Consider the following 18,005-nt stretch of genomic DNA (forward strand, 5'->3'; position numbering starts at 1 on the left):
GGTGCCGCCGTTTCTCTCTTCGATCTCTTGGAGCCGTCCCCTTGAACTTCTGGTCGATCTATCAGCACGGCTTCGCGCGCGTCGCCGCCTGCAACGGCCACACCGCCATCGCCGACCCGCACACCAACGCCGAAGCGGTCCTGCGCCTGGCCCGCCGGTGCGACGCGGACGGGGTCGCCGTCGCGGTCTTCCCCGAACTGGGCCTGACCGGGTACTCGATCGAGGACCTGCTGCTGCAGGACGCGCTGCTCGACCAGGTCGAGGAGGCGCTCGCCGACGTGGTCGCCGGATCGGCCGGGCTGCTGCCGGTGCTGGTCGTCGGCGCCCCGCTGCGCCACCGCCACCGCGTCTACAACTGCGCGGTGATCGTGCACCGCGGCCGGATCCTCGGCGTCGTACCGAAGTCGTACCCGCCGAACTACCGGGAGTTCTACGAGCGGCGGCAGATCGCCTCGGGCGAGGACGAGCGCGGCGGCACCATCCGGGTGGCCGGCGAGACCGTGCCGTTCGGCGTGGACCTGCTCTTCGGCGCCGAGGACGTCCCCGGCCTCGTGCTGCACGCGGAGATCTGCGAGGACATGTGGGTCCCGGTGCCCCCGAGCGCGGAGGCGGCCCTGGCCGGCGCGACCCTGCTCGTCAACCTCTCCGGCAGCCCCATCACGGTCGGCCGCGCCGAGGACCGCAGGCTGCTGTGCCGCTCGGCCTCCACGCGCTGCATCGCCGCCTACGTCTACGCGGCGGCGGGACTCGGCGAGTCGACCACGGACCTGTCGTGGGACGGCCAGACCATGATCTACGAGAACGGCGTCCTGCTCGCCGAGACCGACCGGTTCCCGCTGGAGGACGGCTACGCGGTGGCCGACGTCGATCTCGACCTGCTGCGTCAGGAGCGGCAGCGGGTGGGCACGTTCGACGACAACCGCCGCACCCACGCCGCACGCACCGGCGACTTCCGGACCGTGCCGTTCACGCTCGACCCGCCGGTCGGCGACCTCGGGCTGCGGCGCCGCCTGGAGCGCTTCCCGTTCGTGCCCGCCGACCCCGAGCGGCTCGCCCTGGACTGCTACGAGGCGTACAACATCCAGGTCGAAGGGCTCCAGCAGCGGCTCGCGGCGATCGGCGGCCCGAAGGTCGTCATCGGCGTGTCCGGCGGCCTCGACTCCACGCACGCGCTGATCGTCGCCGCCCGCGCGATGGACCGCGCCGGCCGCCCGCGCAGCGACATCCTGGCTTTCACCCTGCCCGGCTTCGCCACCAGCGACCACACCAAGGACAACGCGCACAAGCTGATGCGCGCCCTCGGTGTCACCGCCGCCGAGCTGGACATCACGCCGACCGCGCGGCTCATGCTGAAGGAGATGGGGCACCCGTTCGCCTCCGGCGAGCCGGTGTACGACGTCACCTTCGAGAACGTGCAGGCCGGCCTGCGCACCGACTACCTGTTCCGGCTGGCCAACCAGCGCGGCGGCATCGTGCTCGGCACCGGCGACCTGTCCGAGCTGGCGCTCGGCTGGTCCACGTACGGCGTCGGCGACCAGATGAGCCACTACAACGTCAACTCCGGCGTGCCGAAGACGCTGATCCAGCACCTGATCCGCTGGGTCATCAGCAGCGGCCAGTTCGACGACGAGACCGGCAAGGTCCTGGCCGCGATCCTGGACACGGAGATCAGCCCGGAGCTGGTGCCCGGCGAGGAGCTGCAGTCCACCGAGTCCAAGATCGGCCCGTACGCGCTGCACGACTTCACCCTCTACCAGGTGCTGCGGCACGGCTTCCGCCCATCCAAGATCGCCTTCCTGGCCTGGCACGCCTGGCACGACCGGGAGGCGGGCGCCTGGCCGCCCGGCTTCCCGGAAGCCGAGCGGGTGGCCTACGACCTGCCGGTGATCCGGCACTGGCTGGACGTCTTCTGCCGCCGCTTCTTCGGGTTCGCGCAGTTCAAGCGGTCGGCCATGCCGAACGGGCCGAAGGTCTCGGCGGGCGGCTCGCTCTCCCCGCGCGGCGACTGGCGCGCGCCGTCCGACGGCAACGCACGGGCCTGGCTGCGCGACCTCGACCGCGTCCCGAAGGACTGAACCGCGTCCGACCCGTCTATGTGTACGGGCTATGTGTACGGGCGTACACACATGCTGTGTACGCTCGTACACATGGGATACCTCTTGCTCGCCGGCGCCATAGCCGCCGAGGTCGCCGCGACGACGGCGATGAAGTACAGCCAGGGCTTCAGCAGGCTCGGGCCCTCGCTGCTGACGGCCATGGGCTACCTCGTCTCCTTCTCGCTGCTCGCCCAGTGCCTGAAGACCGTGCAGATCGGCACGGCGTACGCGATCTGGTCCGGGGTCGGCACCGCGGTCATCGCCGTCCTCGGCCTGCTGCTGTTCGGCGAGGGGCTGTCCCTGACGAAGGTCGCCGGGATCCTGCTGATCGTCGGGGGCGTGGTGGTCCTCAACATGGGCGGGGCGACGCACTGATGCCCCGCCGCTACGACCCCGACCGGCGCCGGCGGATCATCGACGCGGCGATCCGGGTCGTGAGCGAGAAGGGCATCGCAGGACTGAGCCACCGCACGGTCGCGGCCGAGGCGGACGTCCCGCTCGGCTCCACGACGTACCACTTCGCCACCCTGGACGACCTGCTGGTGGCCGCCCTCTGCCAGGCCAGCGAGGGCTTCGGGAGCGTACTCGACGCGAGCGGGGTCCTGGACGACCCGGACAGCGACCTCGCGGCCGGGCTGGCCCGGGTCCTCGGCGACTGGCTGGGCGGCGACCGGCCCGGTGCCGAGCTGGAGTACGAGCTGTACCTCGCGGCCCTGCGCCGCCCCGCGCTGCGCCCGGTGGCCGCCCAGTGGACGCAGGACACCGCCGCCCGCCTGGCCGCCCGCGTCGACCCGGTCACGGCACGCGCGCTGCTCGCGGTGGTGGACGGGATCTGTCTGCAGGTGCTGCTGACCGGCGGTTCGTACGACGAGGAGTACGCGCGCGCCGTGCTGGCTCGGGTGATCCCCTGAACCCGCGCCCGGCACCTGAGACGCCTCCCGGACGGGTTCGCTCCGGCGACCCCCGCCGCGTTAGGTTTTCCGCATGACCGACACTGCTTCCCGTTCGACCGGCGCCGTCGCCGCCGGCCTCGCCACCCTCGCCTCCGACGGCACCGTTCTCGACACCTGGTTCCCCGCCCCCGAGCTGGTGGAGGAGCCGGGCCCCTCCGGCACCGAGCGGCTCTCCGCCGAGCGGGCCGCGGAGCTGCTCGGCAGCGGCGCGACCGCGGCCCTCGGCCCGGACGCCCGCCGGGGCGTCGAGGTCGTCGCGGTCCGTACGGTCATCGCCTCGCTCGACGACAAGCCGATCGACACCCACGACGCCTACCTGCGCCTGCACCTGCTCTCCCACCGCCTGGTCAAGCCGCACGGCCAGAGCCTGGACGGCATCTTCGGCCTGCTCGCCAACGTCGCCTGGACCTCGCTCGGCCCGGTCGCCGTGGACGACATCGAGAAGGTGCGGCTGAACGCCCGCGCCGAGGGCCTGCACCTCCAGGTCACCTCGATCGACAAGTTCCCGCGCATGACGGACTACGTCGCCCCCAAGGGCGTCCGCATCGCCGACGCCGACCGGGTCCGCCTCGGCGCGCACCTCGCCGCGGGCACCACGGTCATGCACGAGGGCTTCGTCAACTTCAACGCGGGTACCCTCGGCACCTCCATGGTCGAGGGCCGCATCTCCGCCGGTGTCGTCGTCGGTGACGGCTCGGACATCGGCGGCGGCGCCTCCACCATGGGCACGCTGTCCGGCGGCGGCAACGTCGTCATCTCCATCGGCGAGCGCTGCCTGATCGGCGCCGAGGCGGGCGTCGGCATCGCGCTCGGCGACGAGTGCGTGGTCGAGGCCGGCCTGTACATCACCGCCGGCACGCGCGTGACCATGCCCGACGGCCAGATCGTCAAGGCCCGCGAACTCAGCGGCGCCTCCAACATCCTCTTCCGCCGCAACTCGGTCACCGGCACGGTCGAGGCCCGCCCGAACAACGCGGTGTGGGGCGGCCTGAACGACATCCTGCACAGCCACAACTGACGATCGGCGGCCTTGACCTGAGGCCCCCTCATCGATCAACGTCCTGACCTGCTGCTGAGCTGTCGGCAGTTGTCGACGTCGGTCATCGCTGAGCGCCCTTCCACGGCCCGAGGACGGCCCGGGAGGGCGCTCGTGCGTGAGCAGCGCAAGAGGAGTTCGATCAGCGGCCGTGGTTCGCAGAGTTGGGCAGCAAGGTCTTGGGGCCGTAGGAACAAAGAATGTTCTTCGTCTGCTGGCCGTACAGCGGCTTCGCTCTCCCCGGCGACACCTTGGCCTCCCATCGGCGCTCGCCGTGAAGTGCCGCCCGATCCACCTGGTCGGACGGACGGGCCGGCTACCGCGCTTCGCGTAATCGCGGTTACTCAGCGTGGCCCCCCGGGTGCCCAGGACGGGCGGGGGAGAGGATGCGACGCTGGAGTGAGGGGCCCGCGAGTGGAGGTCCGAGTGCGTCTCATCCGGTCCGGGGCCCTCTCCTTCGGCCTGGCGACCATGTCCCGGTGCGGCTCAATGGATGCGACGCAGAATCGTGCGGTCAGCCGGGGCACCACTCACCGAGCGTCGCCAGGCGGCCTTACCGCGTGGATCCGGCCCGCCGGGACCAGGACCGCGCGACCAACCCGGAAGGCAGGTGCTTCCCATGCGCACGTCGACCCGTATTGCCGGTGCCCTCACCGGCCTGACCCTCACCCTCGGCGGTGCGGTCCTCGCCGCTCCCGCGGTCCGGGCGGACATCCCCGCCTGCACGCAGATGGCCGAACTGGCCGGTGCCACCGCTTCCGACTCCGTCACAGCGGCATGCAGCCGTGGCGTGGTCGGAGACCTGCAGGGTTGTGTGACCGGGCTGACCGGGGCCGGAGTGGCGGGCGGCGCCGCGACCGGTGCCTGCCGGGCGGCGGCCCACGAACCGCATTAGAGGACCGCGCGCGGCAGCCGCCCGCCGCCCTCCGGGGCCGGGCGGTCACCGCCCGAGCGCGGCGCCCAGCCTCGCCTCGCGGGCCTCATGCGGAGCGCCCATGCTGAGCAAGAGGGCGCCGTCGTCTTGGGACTTGTCCTTCCCGAAGGCCGAACGAAGGCGCCTGAGAGGAGGAGGAAGTCATGCGCATGCGCAGAATCCTGGGCCTCGCCCTGGCCGCGGCAACCCTTGCCGGCGTGAGCGCCGTCGGCGCTGTCAGCGCCGGGGCCGCCTCGTCTCCGAACATCTCCAGAGACGACTGCACGGCCGCCGGCGGACAGATCGTTTCACGCCCCTACGACGGCTACGTCTGCGCGCTGCCTGACGGGACCACGCAGGCGATCACTTGACCGGTCGGCGCACGGCTGGGCAACCAGTCCGGCCGGTGCACCCCGGCGCGGCGCTTCGAGATGGTCCGCGCCGTCCTGAACGGCCTCGGCCGTGTCGTCATAAGTGACCGACGAGGTCGTTCGCATTTCCTAGCTGTATTGATCACGAGCATTGTTGACACTCGGCAGGTCTTGAACAGGCGCAGAAGAACGAGCAGTCTCGCCGGCCTCTCCGGGGACCTACGAGACGGCGCCGTAACAGCACGACCAAGGAGCCGACCGGCACGGTGCACCGCCGGTCGGCTCCGCCATGCTCCTCGACAACCCCGGGGATGACTCCGTCGTTCGGCCCATCAAGGGCACCGGCTGCAACGCCGAAAAGGATCAAGCGGAGTCGCCCCATCCTCGCGTTCCGGTACGCCTTCGCGCCCCCGGCCGCCTGGATGACGGCGGTCCCGTACCCCGGCCGCCAGGCCCGGAGGAGATCCCGCATGCGCGTCTGCCTGCCCCCGGCCGCCGTCACCACCGCCGCGCTCCTGCTCGTCACGGTCACCGGCGCGACTCCCGCCGCGGCAGACCGGAACCCCGACGGCACACCACTGGTCAAGGTGTCCCAGGGCGACCCGTACGCCGACTGCACCATCGGCGCGAGGTCCCCCGACAGCGTCGTCTACCCGGGCACCGAGGTCGAGCCGTACCTCTCCGTCGATCCGCGCGACCCGAAGCGCGTGGTCACCGTGTTCCAGCAGGACCGCTGGAACGACGGCGGCGCCCGCGGCCTGGCGGCCGGCTGGACCAGGGACGGCCGCACCTTCCACCGGAGCACGCTGCCGTTCAGCCTGTGCGCCCCCGGCGGCGCGGACTACGAACGGGCCACCGACCCCTGGGTGAGCACCGGACCGGACGGCACGGTCTACGCCGGCGGGGAGGGCGTCGACTTCACGAAGAGCACGCGCAGCGCCCTCCTGGCAGTCACGTCCCGCGACGGCGGCCGCACTTGGCAGAACCTCACCACCACGCACGTCGACGAGCAGCCGTTCTTCAACGACAAGCCCTCACTCACCGCCGACCCGATCCGCAAGGGCACCGCCTATCAGGTCTGGAACCGCCTCGACAACGACCCACCCGGCCCCAGCTCCCTCGACGGTCCCGGCTACATCTCCCTCACCCGCGACGGCGGCCGCACCTGGAGCAAGGCCCGGCCGTTCGTCGACACCAGCACCGTGCCCAACACCCAGACCATCGGCCATCTGATCGTCGCCGACCGGCGCACCGGCACCCTGTACGACTTCTTCGACCGGATCACCTACTCCGACGACCTGAGCACCGTCGTCGAAGCCCGCTACGAGGCGGTCACCTCGACCGACGCCGGAGAGACCTGGAGCGCCCCGGTCACCGTGGCCCGGGACACCTCCGTACCGGAGGTCGACCCGAACGACCCCACCAAACTGCTGCGCGACGGGACCACTCTGCCGAGCCCGGCCGTCGACCCCAGGACAGGCACGCTGTACATGGCCTACGAGGGCTCGGACTTCTCCGGTGGAAAGTTCGACTCCGTCCAGCTTGTGCGGTCCACCGACGGCGGACGCACCTGGGGGACCCCGGAGCTGATCAGCCCCAAGGGCGTTCCGGCCTTCTCACCGTCGATCGCGGTCGCCGAGCGGGGCACGGTCGCGCTCACTTACTACGACCTGCGTTTCCTCGAGCCCGGCACCACCACCACCCTGCCCACCGCCTACCAACTGGCCACGCTGCAGCGCGGAAATCCGAAGCTGCGGACCGAACGACGGATCTCGCGGGTCTTCGACTGGCTGCAGGCGCCGTTCGCCGGGGGCTACTTCCTCGGCGACTACCAAGGCCTGGTGGCGGACGGCAAGGGAGTACGGGCGGTGCTCACCGAGACCCACTCCGGCGCACCACAGAACCGTACGGACGTGTACACAACCAGTCTCCGCACCCGCTGACCGACGCGGACGCCGTCGGCCGCCCCGACCGCCGACGGCTGCAGACAGGCCTCGGACCTGCGTGGGGCCCTCCGAGAAGGTGCGGCCCAAGGCCGCGCGAACCTTGGCAGCTCGCTGCGCTCGCGCGGGAGCGCCCCGCGGCGCGTGGCTGCGGGGCGCCTTGTGGGGTTCAGTCGATCCGCTCCCCGTCGTGCGTACCGCCCTTGCAGAGGTTGTCCGTCAGATCGGCCGTTCCGCCGCCCTGCTTGCACTGAGAAGGGGTGACGTAGGACGGTGCACCCTGTGCGGTTGCGGCGGTGGCGGCGCCTGTGAGGCCGAGTCCGGCGAGGGCTGCCGTGGCGATGACGGCGGCGAGGATTCGTCGAAGACGCATTTGGTTCCCCTTTCACGGATTGCCTCGTCTGGGGCACTAGTCAGCTTGATCTTCACCCATGTGGGTGGCACGTCATGTTGCGCCATTCGGGTGAAATTGCTGTCGGGTGCGGGGTCGGTGACGCGACCCGTCGGGCAGGCCCTGGAACGAAGAGACCACCCCGCCCGGTCGTCCAGCTCACGCCCGGCACCGCTCTCGCCGGCCCCGGGGCGGCCCGTGAGGCGCCGTGAGCCTGTGACCTGCGCCGACCTCACAGCAGCCACCACTGACGAACGGAACGACACCGGGCGCCCTTCCGTATGCCGGGAGGGCGCTCGCTCATGTCTCCAGGCCGGCCGCGAACTCCGCCAGCGCCGTGAAGTCGTCCCCGCGCAGGCCCACCCGCGGGTCGACGTGGTGCAGCAGGGCGGGTGCGCGATGGTGGGCCGTCACGTAATCGGCGTCGGCCGGGCTCTGCTCGTCGTCCACCCAGGCGAACGGGCGGCCTCCGGCGTGGGCGACGATCGCCTCCGTCTTCCAGTGCACCGTGTCCGGCCGCTCGGCGAACAGAGCCCCGCCGAAGTCGACGTACGGCAGCTCGGGCAGGCCGAGGACCGGGCCGATCCAGATGTTGGCCTCGGCCATCCAGGTCGACGCCCAGCACAGCTCGTAGCCGAGGTTCAGCAGCGCCGGGCCGTGGGCCGGGTTCAGCCAGACCCGCCAGGGACGGCCGAAGGGGCCCGTGCCCGCGCGGATCGTCGTGTAGCCCTCGGGGCGCCGCTGTGCCTTCGCCGCGTACGGGTTGAGCGGGCCGTCGACGTCCAGGAACAGCAGGGGGCGGCTCACGGGGACACCGTACGGCAGCGGGCTCGCGGGGCCCACGGATTTTCCGGCGCAGCGGCCAGGCCCTAGGTGATCACGCCCGTACGCACTTCTCGTACGCCGCCATCAGCGCGTCGACGGCCTCCTGGCCGGCCGGCAGCAGAGGGGCGCGCACGGGGCCCGCGGGGAGGCCGAGGCGGGGGAGGACGGCCTTGGCGGTGACCGTGCCGGGCAGGCCCGCGCCCATCATGGCCTCGATGAACGGCGTGGCCCGGAGCTGGAGTTCGCTCGCGCGGGTGGTGTCACCCGCGTCGAACGCGTCGAGGATCGCGGCGACATGGGCCGGTACGGCGTTGGCGACCGTGCTGACACAGCCGGCCGCGCCGACCGCGTACAACGCGAGGACGTGCTCGTCGCAGCCCGCGTAGTACGCCAACTCCGTGCGCGCGAGCACCTTCTGGGTGCCGAGGAAGTCGTAGGAGCAGTCCTTGACCGCCACGATCCGCGGGTGCGCGGCTAGACGGATCATCGTCTCCGGCTCGATCCGGGTGCCGGTGCGGCCCGGGATGTCGTAGAGCATCACCGGCAGCTCGCTCGCGTCCGCGACCTGGAGGAAGTGCGCCTCGACCGCCTCCTGCGGCGGCTTGCTGTAGTACGGCGTCACCACCAGCACGCCGTCGGCGCCCGCCTTCGCGGCGGCGCGGGCCAGCTCCACGGTGTGCCCGGTGTCGGATGTACCCACGCCCGCGACCAGCGAGGCCCCGTCGCCGACCGCCTCCCGCACGGCCGCGATCAGCTCCGCCTTCTCCGCGTCCGTGGTGGTGGGCGACTCGCCCGTGGTGCCGTTCAGGACCAGGCCGTCGCAGCCCTCGCCCACCAGGTGCCCGGCCAGCCGCCGGGCGCCGTCCAGGTCGAGCGCGCCGGACTCGGTGAACGGCGTGATCATCGCGCAGAGAGTGCGGCCGAAGGGCGGGGAGGGCTTGCGAGTGGTCGTCATGGGAGTAGTCTCGGCAGCATCACAGTGAAGCTCTACTTAATTCTTCTTAGAGGTATTCGTAAGCATTACTGAGATGTTTGGTGGGTGGCCGGAGGGGCTGTGTCCAACTCGGGCCCTCATGGGTCACTATGGCCCAAGGGGCACCGACGTCAGGTCATGGGAGGCGCCATGAAGCTCGGCAAGGCACTGGCCACCGGCATCGCCGAGGAGAAGCCGCTCGTCCGGAAGGACGAGACGGAGCTTCCCGAAGACATCGTCCGCAGTGAACCGGCCGAGCCGGCCCGCGAAGAGGTCCCGGCCGCCCGATGAGACTGCGGCTCCCGGCGGAACGCCCGACGGAGCCGCCGACCGGCTACAAGATCGCCCACCCGATGCTGTCCCAGGACGGCACCCGGGCCGGGTTCACCGGTGTGTCGCTCGGCGGCGCGTTGCCGTACGCCGTGCTCGACGACGCTGCCTGCGTCTACGGCCGCAGGCACCGGCCGCCCGCGCGCCTGTGCGACTGCGGCTTCCACTGCGTGCACGACCGCGCGGCGGCCGAGGCCCTGCTGTGCACCGCGGAGAACCGGGCGGCGGTCCTGCTCGAAGTCTCCGTGCTCGGCGCCTACATCCGCTTCGAGCGTGGCTTCCGCTACGCCCGGCAGCGGGTGCGCACGGCGACGGTCGGCCCGTGCGCCTGCGGCGCCACCGCCATCGCGCTCGCGGACGCGGGCTGGGGCAGGCCCGGCTGGCGGGCCCTGGCCCCCCTCTGCGCGGGCTGCGGGCGCGGGCGTACGTCCGTCTCGCCGGCCGGATTCGCCCGGCTGGCCGGGGAAGGGCTGCGGGTGGTGGCGGGGGCCGGGACCGGAGTGGGGGTCGGTGCGGGGGTCTCGTCCGCTGAACCGGCGCCGGGCGTATCCGAACTCGTCGCCGAGGCCGCCCTGTTGCAGGCCAGGCTCGACTGGTTCCAGACCCAGCTCGCCCGGCTCGGCGACCGCGGCACCGGAGGCGGATCATCGTGAGGCACCACGACGAGCCGCCCCGGCACAACGGGCACACCAGGAGCCGACTCGGCCACACCCTGGGCCGGTTGGCGGGCGAGGCGGACCTGGCGGGGCGGGCGCGCACCCGCGCCGCCGACCTGCTGGACAAGACCGGGGCCATGGCCGTACAGGTGCGCATGAGCGCGGCCCAGGCCGTGCGCGGCGTGCTGCGCCACCGTCACCACTGACCGGCCCCGGTCTTTCCGGCGCTACGGGCGGAAGCGCAGCACCTGCGGGTCGTGGTCGCTGATCTGGTCGTTGAACTCCGAGTTGATGTGCACGCTGTCGTAATCGAAGTCGCAGCCGCGCCGGATCGCCGGGCTGATCAGGATCTGGTCCAGGACCTGCTGGTTGCCCTGGTAGTCGTAGGTGTAACGCTCGCTCCTGGGCAGCGACTTGATCGCCGACCACAGTTCGCCGTCGCCTTCCAGGATCTGCGCGGTCTCGGAGAACTCGAAGTCGTTCATGTCACCGAGCGCGATGACGTTCGCGTTCTTCTGCACGGCCAGGATGTCCTTGACGAAGGCGTTCACCTCGGTCGCCTGGGCGTGGCGCTGGATCTCCGAGCTGCGCACCGGCGGCTGGTACTGGGAGGCCAGCCCCTGGTCGCCGCCCTTGGAGTTGAGGTGGTTGGCGATCACGAACACGGTCTTGCCGTGGAAGACGAACTCGCCGGCCAGCGGCTTGCGGCTGCTGTTCCAGGCCGCGTTGGCCGGGTCGATCCGGCCCGGCGAGACCGTCAGCTGTGCCTTGCCCCCGACCTTGGTGACGCCGACCGCGGTGGTGGAGTCGCCGCCCGCGCGGTCCACGAAGGACACCCGCTCCGGGTTGAAGAGGAACACCTGGCGGATGTTGCCGCCGGGCTGGCCGCCGTCCTGGTCGTTGACCGGGTCGATGGAGCGCCAGTCGTACTTGGGGCCGCCCGCCGCGACGATCGCGTCGATCAGCTTGTTCACGGTCGCGCTCGCGTCGACCGTGCCGTCGTCCGTGGCACCGTTGTTGTCCTGGATCTCCTCCAGGGACACGATGTCCGGCGACTGCAGGTTGTTCACGATCGCGGCGGCGTGCTGGTCGAACGTGTGGTCCGACGGGTCGAGGTTCTCGACGTTGTACGTCGCCACCGCCAGCTCGCGGCCCGACTGCTTGCGGGTCGTCTCGCGCTCCAGACCGCCACTCTGCAGCGTGCCGAGCTTGCTCGCGACCAGGGTGTAGCCGCCGAACTGGTTGAAGTCCAGCGGGCCGGTGGTGGCGCCCTCCAGGGTGTCGCCGACGTTCGCCTTCGGGAAGTCGGCGGTCGGGCCGAGGGACTCGATCTGCAGGCGGCCGGTGTTCTGGGACTCGTAGGAGCCGTAGACCGTGCCGCCCCGGACGTTGCGGTGCTCCCACGGCTTCACCGTGACCCACAGCTCGCTGTACGGGTTGGTGGCGGTGACCACGCGCGTGTCCTCGACCTGGACGTTCATGCCCTCCAGGGACTCGTAGTAGTCCAGGGCGTACGCCGACGGGTCCAGGGCCAGGCCGTTGATCGAGCCGCCCGCCGCGGTGTCGCCCTCCGGGGCGTACTCGTCCGGCACCGAGTCCTCGTCGATCACGACCGGCGCCGGGACCTCGTTGCCTGTGGAGACGGTGGTGACGACCGGCTTGCTGATCTCCGTCACGGACTGGTTGCCGGACGTGGTGCCGCCCGGGACGTACTCGGAGACCGTGCCGCTGACCTTCACGGAGTCGCCGACCGCGACCTTCGGCGCCGAGCCGGTGAAGACGAACACGCCTTCGCTGGTCGCCGGGTTGTCGTCCGGCGTCGGGTCCTGGAGCCAGAAGCCCTTGGAGGAGCCGTAGCCGCGGGTGGCCGTGACGATGCCGGGCACGTCCGCGACCTTCTGGCCCGCCAGCGGCGATATCCGGGTCGTGCCCTGGATGTCGTGGATGCGCACCGAGTCGGCGTGGGCGGGCGCGGTGAGGACGATGGTCGACGCGGCGGAACAGACGGCGGCGACGGTGAGCGCGGCGAGGCGCGCGGAAGACCTGCTCGGCAAGGGAATCCCTCCGGGGACGAATGTGGGGCGCCGGGACGAGGGTGGAACGTGAGCGTGCGGGGCTCGTAGCCCTCCGTGACACGCATAGAGCCGAGTGAACAGTTGTCCCCCCAACTTCTACGCGCGTCAATCTCCTGCCTATGCCTGGGAGTTGTCAAGGTTTCGGCCATGGACGGGACCTTGCGGGGAGATGAACCGGGCGGCATGGGTGGAAACCCGTCTAGGCTGAGCGGCTGAGTCCTTTCACGGTCCGAGGAGAACCAGCCGATGTCAGACAGCTCCCCCCTGCCGCCCGTACGGCTGCACCCCGAAGCGGAGCTGGCGCGTGCCGCGCTGTCCACGCCCGTCCTCTCCCGGGCCGCCCGCCTCGCCCGCTGGGCCGGGCCCGAGACCCGCGTGGACGCCGGCGGCGAACTGGCCGAGGAGCAGCTCCCGGCCGCCGCCGAGGTGCTCGGACTGAGCGGCGACGACGCCGCGGCTGCTGCCGGTGAGGCCTGGCGGGTCGCCGTGGACGCCGGCCTGGTCGACGTCGTCGACGAGGAGACCGGAGCCGTGGGGGCCGCCGCCGACCTGGCGCTGCTCACCGGCGGCTCCCCGCAGGACGTGCTCGGCATCTGGCTCGCCGCCCTGGAGACCGTCGTCGCGGACGCGGCCGTGCCCGACCTCGATGGTCTGGTCGACGCTCTGGACGAGGGCGGCGAGGTCGATTTCTCGTCACTCGACTGGGACCCGGAGGCCGAGGCGGAGTTCCTCGACGGCGTCCTCGCCAACCTCTATCTGCTGACCGTCAGTGAGGACGGCCCCGGCGAGAGTGCGGTGCCGCTGCCCGCCCTCGCCGCCTCGATGATCATCCCCGGCGGCATGGGCGAGCCCAGCAACGATGCCCTGGAGCAGGTCTCCGACGCGATGATGCGTCTGGACGACCAGTTCCGGATGCTGGAGCCGGTCGGGCTCGTGGAGTACCAGCCGGTGGACGAGGCGCTGATGGCCGACGCCGGCGAGGAGCCCGCCGCGCCGGTCGACGAAACCGACGAAACCGACGTCTCCCGCTACGGCATGGTCCGGCTGACCCCGCTCGGCCTCTACGGGCTGCGGGCCCGGCTGCTGGACGCCGGGTTCGAGGCGCCCGCGGTGGGCGAACTCGTCGGCAAGGGCGCGGACGCGCTGCTCGACGGCACGGCGCGCTTCGGGCAGTCGGCCGCGCAGGCCGAGACCGAGCAGTGGCTGGAGCACCGCGAACCGCTGGCCGCGGCACGGGAGTTGCTCGCGGCTGCCCGGGGCTCGGACGAGGGGGCGCCGCTGCGCAGGCTGCGCTGCCAGCAGGCGCTGTCCCTGGTCGGCGCGGAGGCCGAGCCCGCGCTCCGGGAGGTGCTGGACGACCCCGAGCTGGGCGGACTCGCCCGGGTGTGGCTGAGCGAGCGGGGCGCCGCAGATGTGCCCGCGCCGTCGGAGCAGCTGGTGTTCTGGCTGACCATCGACACGCTCGCCGCGCAGCTGGCCGCCGAGGGCAACTCCGCGGAGCTGCGCGCGCTGGTGGAGGGCCTGGCCGAGCAGCACAGCGGGTTCTTCGCCGCCGCCTGGCGGGTCGAGCACCCGGCCACCGCGGATGTGCTGGAGGCGATGGGGCGGCTGCACCCGGACAAGAAGGTGGCGAAGGAGGCCCGGAAGGCCGCCTTCAAGGCGCGCTCGCAGCAAGGCGGTTGAGCGGTACGGGAGAGCTTGGACGGCAAGGGGTCCTTTTGCCGCCCATGGGGCGGGACATACGGATTCATGGAACCGGCGGTCCGGAAGTAGACCGGTGTTCAGCTCCTGTTCAAGGGTGGGCGAGAGCCTGGTGTGTCGAACGAGGACCGCCGGCACCTCCATGGCACGCCCACCGTCACAGGAGACTCCATGTCGCTCACCCGCAGGGACTTCGCCAGGAAGTCCGCCGTCACCGGAGCCGGCGTCGCGCTGGCGGGCAGCGTCGGTGCCCTCGCCACGGCCCCGGGCGCGCTGGCGTCCACCGACATCCGGGCCACGGAAGGCGAGTCGGAGTACGAGCAGCACGGCGTCGGCTACGGCCCGCTGATCCCCGACCCGGACGGCATCCTCGCCCTCCCGGCCGGCTTCAAGTACCGGATCATCACCTACAGCGGCCGGACCACGCTGGAGTCGGGCGAGTTCACCCCGTCCAACCACGACGGCACCTCCACCTTCGAGGGCCCCCGCGGCGCCACCCTCCTCGTCAACAACCACGAGCTGAAGGGCCCGCGCGCCAACTGGAAGTACCCGGTGCCGCTCACCGAGGGCCTGGTCTACGACCCCGCCGCCTCCGGTGGCTGCACGGTGGTCGAGGTCCGCCGCGACCAAGTCGCCGAGTGGGTCGGCATCGCCGGCACCTCCACCAACTGCGCGGGCGGCAACACCCCGTGGGGCACCTGGCTGACCTGCGAGGAGACCGAGGACAAGGCCGGCCAGAACGGCATGACCAAGGACCACGGCTATGTCTTCGAGGTCGACCCCGAGGACCGCCGGGCCAACCGCGACCCCAAGCCGGTCAAGGCCCTGGGCCGCTACGCCCACGAGGCCGTCGTGGTCGACCCCAAGCGCGGCCACCTCTACCTCACCGAGGACGCCGCCAACCCCAACGGGCTGCTCTACCGCTGGACCCCGCCGCAGGGCTTCCGCCACGGCTGCGGCCGGTTGCGCAGCCTCGCCGAGGACGCCGGCGTGCTCCAGGCCTTCCTGTGCTTCGACTCCGGCGGCAACCTCGTCGACGACCTCTCCCGGGCCACGAAGACCGGCACGGTGTACGGGGTGGACTGGGTGGACGTCCCCGACCGTGACGCCAGGACCGTCTCCGTGCGCAAGCAGTTCGCCGCCGGCGAGGTCACCCGCGCCCGCAAGCTGGAGGGCATGTGGTGGGGCGACGGCGGCGCCTACATCGTCTCCTCCTACGCCCGCGCGGAGAGCCCCGTCCAGCACGACGGCCAGGTCTGGTTCTACGACCCCTCGCGCCGCACCCTGACCCTCAAGGTCCTGCTCGGCGTGAACCCGGACCCCTCCGCCGACGGCGCCTTCGACGGCCCCGACAACATCACCGTCTCCCCGTACGGCGGCCTGGTCATCGCCGAGGACGGCGAGGGCGTCCAGCACCTGTTCGGCGCCACCGACAGCGGCCGTACCTACCCGATCGCCCGCAACGAACTCAACCTGGGCACCGAAGCGGCGCCCGAGTACAGCGAGTTCACCGGCGTCACCTTCTCGCCCGACGGCTCGACCCTGTTCGCCAACATCCAGGAACCGGGCATCATGCTGGCCATCACCGGGCCGTGGAAGCGGCAGAAGCGCGACTGAACTCCGCCGGGCGATTAATTCGCTCGCTCGACCCGCGGCCGTCCTCCTAAAGTGATGCACGTCCAGGTGCGAAGGCAGGACCTACTTCCACTTCTAATGGGGAGGTCGCGGGTTCGAGTCCCGCCACCGGTTCTTCGGGCCGGTGTAGCTCAGTCGGCAGAGCACCAACGTCGGTTCCGCCGCCTCGATCTCTGGACACCGGAAACGTCTCGCACCTCCCGGTGCGATGGCAACGGCTACTTCCCTTTCCTGGAATGAAACAACAGCCGTCGCCGACTTGATCTCGGGAGGCGTGGCGCATGGTGGGTGTCCGGTGCGCAGGCAGCGGTTACTTCATGGGATCGGAAGGTTGCGGGTTCGACTCCCGTCATCGACTTCGGGTCGGTGTAGCTCAATGGACAGAGCATCCGACTGAGTCCGTCGCCGACTCTCGATCTCGGACACCCTCCATTTGCCGCGCCTCCCTCCGAAAGCAACATGAATTCGGGGGAATTCATCATGGCGCGATTCAACACGCGTGCCGCCAAGGCGCAGCCGAAGTCGGCGGTGACGTCGACCGGCCGCATCCTGCGGACCTATGAGGGCGGCCGGGGACACGAGCGCGATCCGCGCTCGGAGCTGTTTCTGCTGGCGGTGTCCCACTTCGTCACGGGCACCTTCTACGAGAACGCCGAGGAGCGCGAAGGCCGCTTCACCCGGCTCGTCCGTGAACTCGCCGTCAGCGACCCGTCCTGGACGGCAGGTCTGCTCGGCTGGCTGCGCGGTGAGGGGAACATGCGGACGGCCTCGATCGTGGGTGCCGCCAAGTACGTGCACGCCCGGCTTGCGGCGGGTGCCACCGAGGGTCCGTCCAACCGGCAGGTCGTGGACTTGGTGCTCCAGCGCCCGGACGAGCCCGGCGAGTTGCTCGCGTACTGGACGTCGACCTACGGCCGGGCCATCCCCAAGCCCGTCAAGCGCGGTATTGCCGACGCCGTACGACGGCTGTACCACGTCCGGTCGCTGCTCAAGTACGACACCGCGTCCAGGGGCTACCGCTTCGGCGACATCCTGAACCTGGTGCACGCGGCGCCGGACGCTGACAAGCCGTGGCAGGGCGACCTGTTCCGGTACGCGCTCGACCGGCGGCACAACCCGGACACCGCCGTGCCGCCCGCCTCGCTCCCGGTGCTCGGTCTGCACCGCGAGCTGATGGCGCTGCCCGTCGAGCGGCGGCGGGCGGTCGTCGCCGCGCCCGACGGCGTCGAGCGGCTGGCGGCGGCCGGGATCACCTGGGAGGCGCTGGCCGGCTGGCTCCAGGGTCCGATGGACAAGGCGGCGTGGGAGGCCGTCATCCCGTCCATGGGCGCGATGGCGCTGGTCCGCAACCTGCGGAACTTCGACGAGGCCGGCGTCTCGGACGAGGTCGCCGCCCGGGTCGCGGCGAAGATCAGCGACCCGCAGCAGGTGGCACGTTCGCGGCAGTTCCCCTTCCGCTACCTGGCCGCCTACCGGCACGCCCCTTCGCTGCGCTGGTCCTACCCGCTGGAGCAGGCGCTCGGCCACTCGCTGGCCAACGTGCCCGCGCTGCCGGGCCGGACGCTGGTGCTGGTCGACCGTTCGGGCTCCATGTTCTGGTCGCCGGCCTCGGAGCGCTCTCAGCTCACCCGGGCCGACGCGGCGGCGATCTTCGGCAGCGCGCTCGCGCTGCGGGCGGCGGACGCCGACCTGGTGGAGTTCGGTTCGACCAGCGCCGAGGTGAAGTTCCGCAAGGGCGAGTCCGTGCTGAAGATCCTGGACCGCTTCGGCAACCTCGGTGGCACCGACACCACCGAGGCCGTGCGCCGGCACTACAGGAAGCACGACCGGGTGCTGATCGTCACCGACGAGCAGTACGCCCCGCACCAGCACGGCGACCCGACCGCCCAGATCCCGGCCCACGTCCCCGTCTACACGTGGAACCTGGAGGGCTACCGGGCGGGCCACGGTCCGTCGGGCACGGGGAACAGGCATACATTCGGCGGGCTTTCGGACTCCGCCTTCCGGATGGTGCCGCTGCTGGAGCGCGCGAGCGACGCCGCCTGGCCGTGGGAGGCCTGAACCGGGGCCGCCCGGCCGGCCGGCCTGATGTGGCCCGCACTTCTAC

The 18,005-nt window shown here is 71.4% G+C and carries 17 protein-coding genes; 13 read left to right on the plus strand and 4 right to left on the minus strand.

What is annotated here, in order from left to right; genetic code table 11:
* The first annotated feature begins 41 nt into the window (after positions 1 to 41).
* The 7 genes from ACWD3E_RS06380 (at position 42) to ACWD3E_RS06410 (ending at position 7,312) form a co-directional block, all read left to right on the plus strand.
* Complete coding sequence (locus tag ACWD3E_RS06380) at positions 42 to 2,075, plus strand: NAD(+) synthase (protein WP_451386353.1); 2,034 nt, start codon at positions 42 to 44, stop codon at positions 2,073 to 2,075.
* 72 nt (positions 2,076 to 2,147) lie between these two features.
* Entirely contained in the window at positions 2,148 to 2,471 is a 324-nt protein-coding gene (locus ACWD3E_RS06385; protein WP_451386354.1) for a DMT family transporter, read from the plus strand.
* On the plus strand, positions 2,471 to 3,007 hold the full coding sequence (locus ACWD3E_RS06390; protein WP_451386355.1) for a TetR/AcrR family transcriptional regulator: 537 nt from the start codon (positions 2,471 to 2,473) through the stop codon (positions 3,005 to 3,007). Before ACWD3E_RS06385 ends, ACWD3E_RS06390 begins: the two co-directional genes overlap by 1 nt.
* A gap of 73 nt (positions 3,008 to 3,080) precedes the next feature.
* Entirely contained in the window at positions 3,081 to 4,067 is a 987-nt protein-coding gene (gene dapD, locus ACWD3E_RS06395) for a 2,3,4,5-tetrahydropyridine-2,6-dicarboxylate N-succinyltransferase (protein ID WP_451386356.1), read from the plus strand.
* 637 nt (positions 4,068 to 4,704) lie between these two features.
* On the plus strand, positions 4,705 to 4,980 hold the full coding sequence (locus tag ACWD3E_RS06400; protein WP_451386357.1) for a hypothetical protein: 276 nt from the start codon (positions 4,705 to 4,707) through the stop codon (positions 4,978 to 4,980).
* A gap of 182 nt (positions 4,981 to 5,162) precedes the next feature.
* A complete protein-coding gene (locus ACWD3E_RS06405) occupies positions 5,163 to 5,369 on the plus strand; it encodes a hypothetical protein (protein ID WP_451386358.1) in 207 nt (68 codons plus the stop codon).
* Between the two features lie 470 nt (positions 5,370 to 5,839).
* The gene (locus ACWD3E_RS06410; RefSeq protein WP_451386359.1) at positions 5,840 to 7,312 is read left to right on the plus strand and encodes a sialidase family protein; all 1,473 of its coding nucleotides are present in this window, start codon (positions 5,840 to 5,842) and stop codon (positions 7,310 to 7,312) included.
* Between the two features lie 169 nt (positions 7,313 to 7,481).
* Here the strand turns inward: ACWD3E_RS06410 and ACWD3E_RS06415 are convergent, their stop codons facing one another.
* From ACWD3E_RS06415 to dapA, 3 genes are all read right to left on the minus strand, one after another.
* Complete coding sequence (locus ACWD3E_RS06415) at positions 7,482 to 7,685, minus strand: hypothetical protein (protein WP_451386360.1); 204 nt, start codon at positions 7,683 to 7,685, stop codon at positions 7,482 to 7,484.
* A 318-nt stretch (positions 7,686 to 8,003) separates the two neighbouring features.
* Positions 8,004 to 8,510, minus strand: coding sequence for a hypothetical protein (locus ACWD3E_RS06420; protein WP_451386361.1), 507 nt, complete (start codon positions 8,508 to 8,510; stop codon positions 8,004 to 8,006).
* A gap of 70 nt (positions 8,511 to 8,580) precedes the next feature.
* Positions 8,581 to 9,483 carry a 4-hydroxy-tetrahydrodipicolinate synthase gene (dapA, locus tag ACWD3E_RS06425; protein ID WP_451386362.1) on the minus strand — a complete coding sequence of 301 codons (903 nt, stop codon included), beginning with the start codon at positions 9,481 to 9,483 and terminating at the stop codon, positions 8,581 to 8,583.
* Between the two features lie 168 nt (positions 9,484 to 9,651).
* Between dapA and ACWD3E_RS06430 the strand changes: the two genes are divergently transcribed.
* From ACWD3E_RS06430 to ACWD3E_RS06440, 3 genes are read left to right on the plus strand one after another with little or no spacing between them, the layout of a single operon-like run.
* On the plus strand, positions 9,652 to 9,792 hold the full coding sequence (locus ACWD3E_RS06430) for a hypothetical protein (RefSeq protein ID WP_451386363.1): 141 nt from the start codon (positions 9,652 to 9,654) through the stop codon (positions 9,790 to 9,792).
* Complete coding sequence (locus ACWD3E_RS06435; protein WP_451386364.1) at positions 9,789 to 10,484, plus strand: hypothetical protein; 696 nt, start codon at positions 9,789 to 9,791, stop codon at positions 10,482 to 10,484. The genes ACWD3E_RS06430 and ACWD3E_RS06435 overlap by 4 nt, the downstream gene beginning before the upstream one ends.
* Positions 10,481 to 10,693, plus strand: coding sequence for a hypothetical protein (locus ACWD3E_RS06440; protein ID WP_451386365.1), 213 nt, complete (start codon positions 10,481 to 10,483; stop codon positions 10,691 to 10,693). Before ACWD3E_RS06435 ends, ACWD3E_RS06440 begins: the two co-directional genes overlap by 4 nt.
* A 21-nt stretch (positions 10,694 to 10,714) precedes the next feature.
* On the opposite strand, the gene ACWD3E_RS06445 is transcribed toward ACWD3E_RS06440, so the two are convergent.
* Positions 10,715 to 12,541, minus strand: coding sequence for an endonuclease/exonuclease/phosphatase family protein (locus ACWD3E_RS06445; RefSeq protein ID WP_451386366.1), 1,827 nt, complete (start codon positions 12,539 to 12,541; stop codon positions 10,715 to 10,717).
* 267 nt (positions 12,542 to 12,808) lie between these two features.
* On the opposite strand from ACWD3E_RS06445, the gene ACWD3E_RS06450 reads away from it, so the two are divergent.
* The 3 genes from ACWD3E_RS06450 (at position 12,809) to ACWD3E_RS06460 (ending at position 17,959) form a co-directional block, all read left to right on the plus strand.
* Positions 12,809 to 14,245 carry a hypothetical protein gene (locus ACWD3E_RS06450; RefSeq protein ID WP_451386367.1) on the plus strand — a complete coding sequence of 479 codons (1,437 nt, stop codon included), beginning with the start codon at positions 12,809 to 12,811 and terminating at the stop codon, positions 14,243 to 14,245.
* 189 nt (positions 14,246 to 14,434) lie between these two features.
* On the plus strand, positions 14,435 to 15,880 hold the full coding sequence (locus ACWD3E_RS06455) for an alkaline phosphatase PhoX (RefSeq protein ID WP_451386368.1): 1,446 nt from the start codon (positions 14,435 to 14,437) through the stop codon (positions 15,878 to 15,880).
* Between the two features lie 498 nt (positions 15,881 to 16,378).
* A complete protein-coding gene (locus ACWD3E_RS06460) occupies positions 16,379 to 17,959 on the plus strand; it encodes a TROVE domain-containing protein (RefSeq protein WP_451386369.1) in 1,581 nt (526 codons plus the stop codon).
* The last annotated feature ends 46 nt before the right edge of the window (positions 17,960 to 18,005 follow it).

The organism is Streptomyces sp. NPDC002676 (assembly GCF_053592455.1).

Bases quoted from the DNA above. Each gene is read 5' to 3' on its own strand.
- ACWD3E_RS06455 (WP_451386368.1), top strand. From the start codon at position 14,435: ATGTCGCTCACCCGCAGGGACTTCGCCAGGAAGTCCGCCGTCACCGGA.
- ACWD3E_RS06405 (WP_451386358.1), top strand. From the start codon at position 5,163: ATGCGCATGCGCAGAATCCTGGGCCTCGCCCTGGCCGCGGCAACCCTT.
- ACWD3E_RS06450 (WP_451386367.1), top strand. From the start codon at position 12,809: ATGTCAGACAGCTCCCCCCTGCCGCCCGTACGGCTGCACCCCGAAGCG.
- dapA (WP_451386362.1), bottom strand. From the start codon at position 9,483: ATGACGACCACTCGCAAGCCCTCCCCGCCCTTCGGCCGCACTCTCTGC.
- ACWD3E_RS06435 (WP_451386364.1), top strand. From the start codon at position 9,789: ATGAGACTGCGGCTCCCGGCGGAACGCCCGACGGAGCCGCCGACCGGC.
- ACWD3E_RS06400 (WP_451386357.1), top strand. From the start codon at position 4,705: ATGCGCACGTCGACCCGTATTGCCGGTGCCCTCACCGGCCTGACCCTC.
- ACWD3E_RS06430 (WP_451386363.1), top strand. From the start codon at position 9,652: ATGAAGCTCGGCAAGGCACTGGCCACCGGCATCGCCGAGGAGAAGCCG.
- ACWD3E_RS06415 (WP_451386360.1), bottom strand. From the start codon at position 7,685: ATGCGTCTTCGACGAATCCTCGCCGCCGTCATCGCCACGGCAGCCCTC.
- dapD (WP_451386356.1), top strand. From the start codon at position 3,081: ATGACCGACACTGCTTCCCGTTCGACCGGCGCCGTCGCCGCCGGCCTC.
- ACWD3E_RS06460 (WP_451386369.1), top strand. From the start codon at position 16,379: ATGGCGCGATTCAACACGCGTGCCGCCAAGGCGCAGCCGAAGTCGGCG.
- ACWD3E_RS06385 (WP_451386354.1), top strand. From the start codon at position 2,148: ATGGGATACCTCTTGCTCGCCGGCGCCATAGCCGCCGAGGTCGCCGCG.
- ACWD3E_RS06390 (WP_451386355.1), top strand. From the start codon at position 2,471: ATGCCCCGCCGCTACGACCCCGACCGGCGCCGGCGGATCATCGACGCG.
- ACWD3E_RS06410 (WP_451386359.1), top strand. From the start codon at position 5,840: ATGCGCGTCTGCCTGCCCCCGGCCGCCGTCACCACCGCCGCGCTCCTG.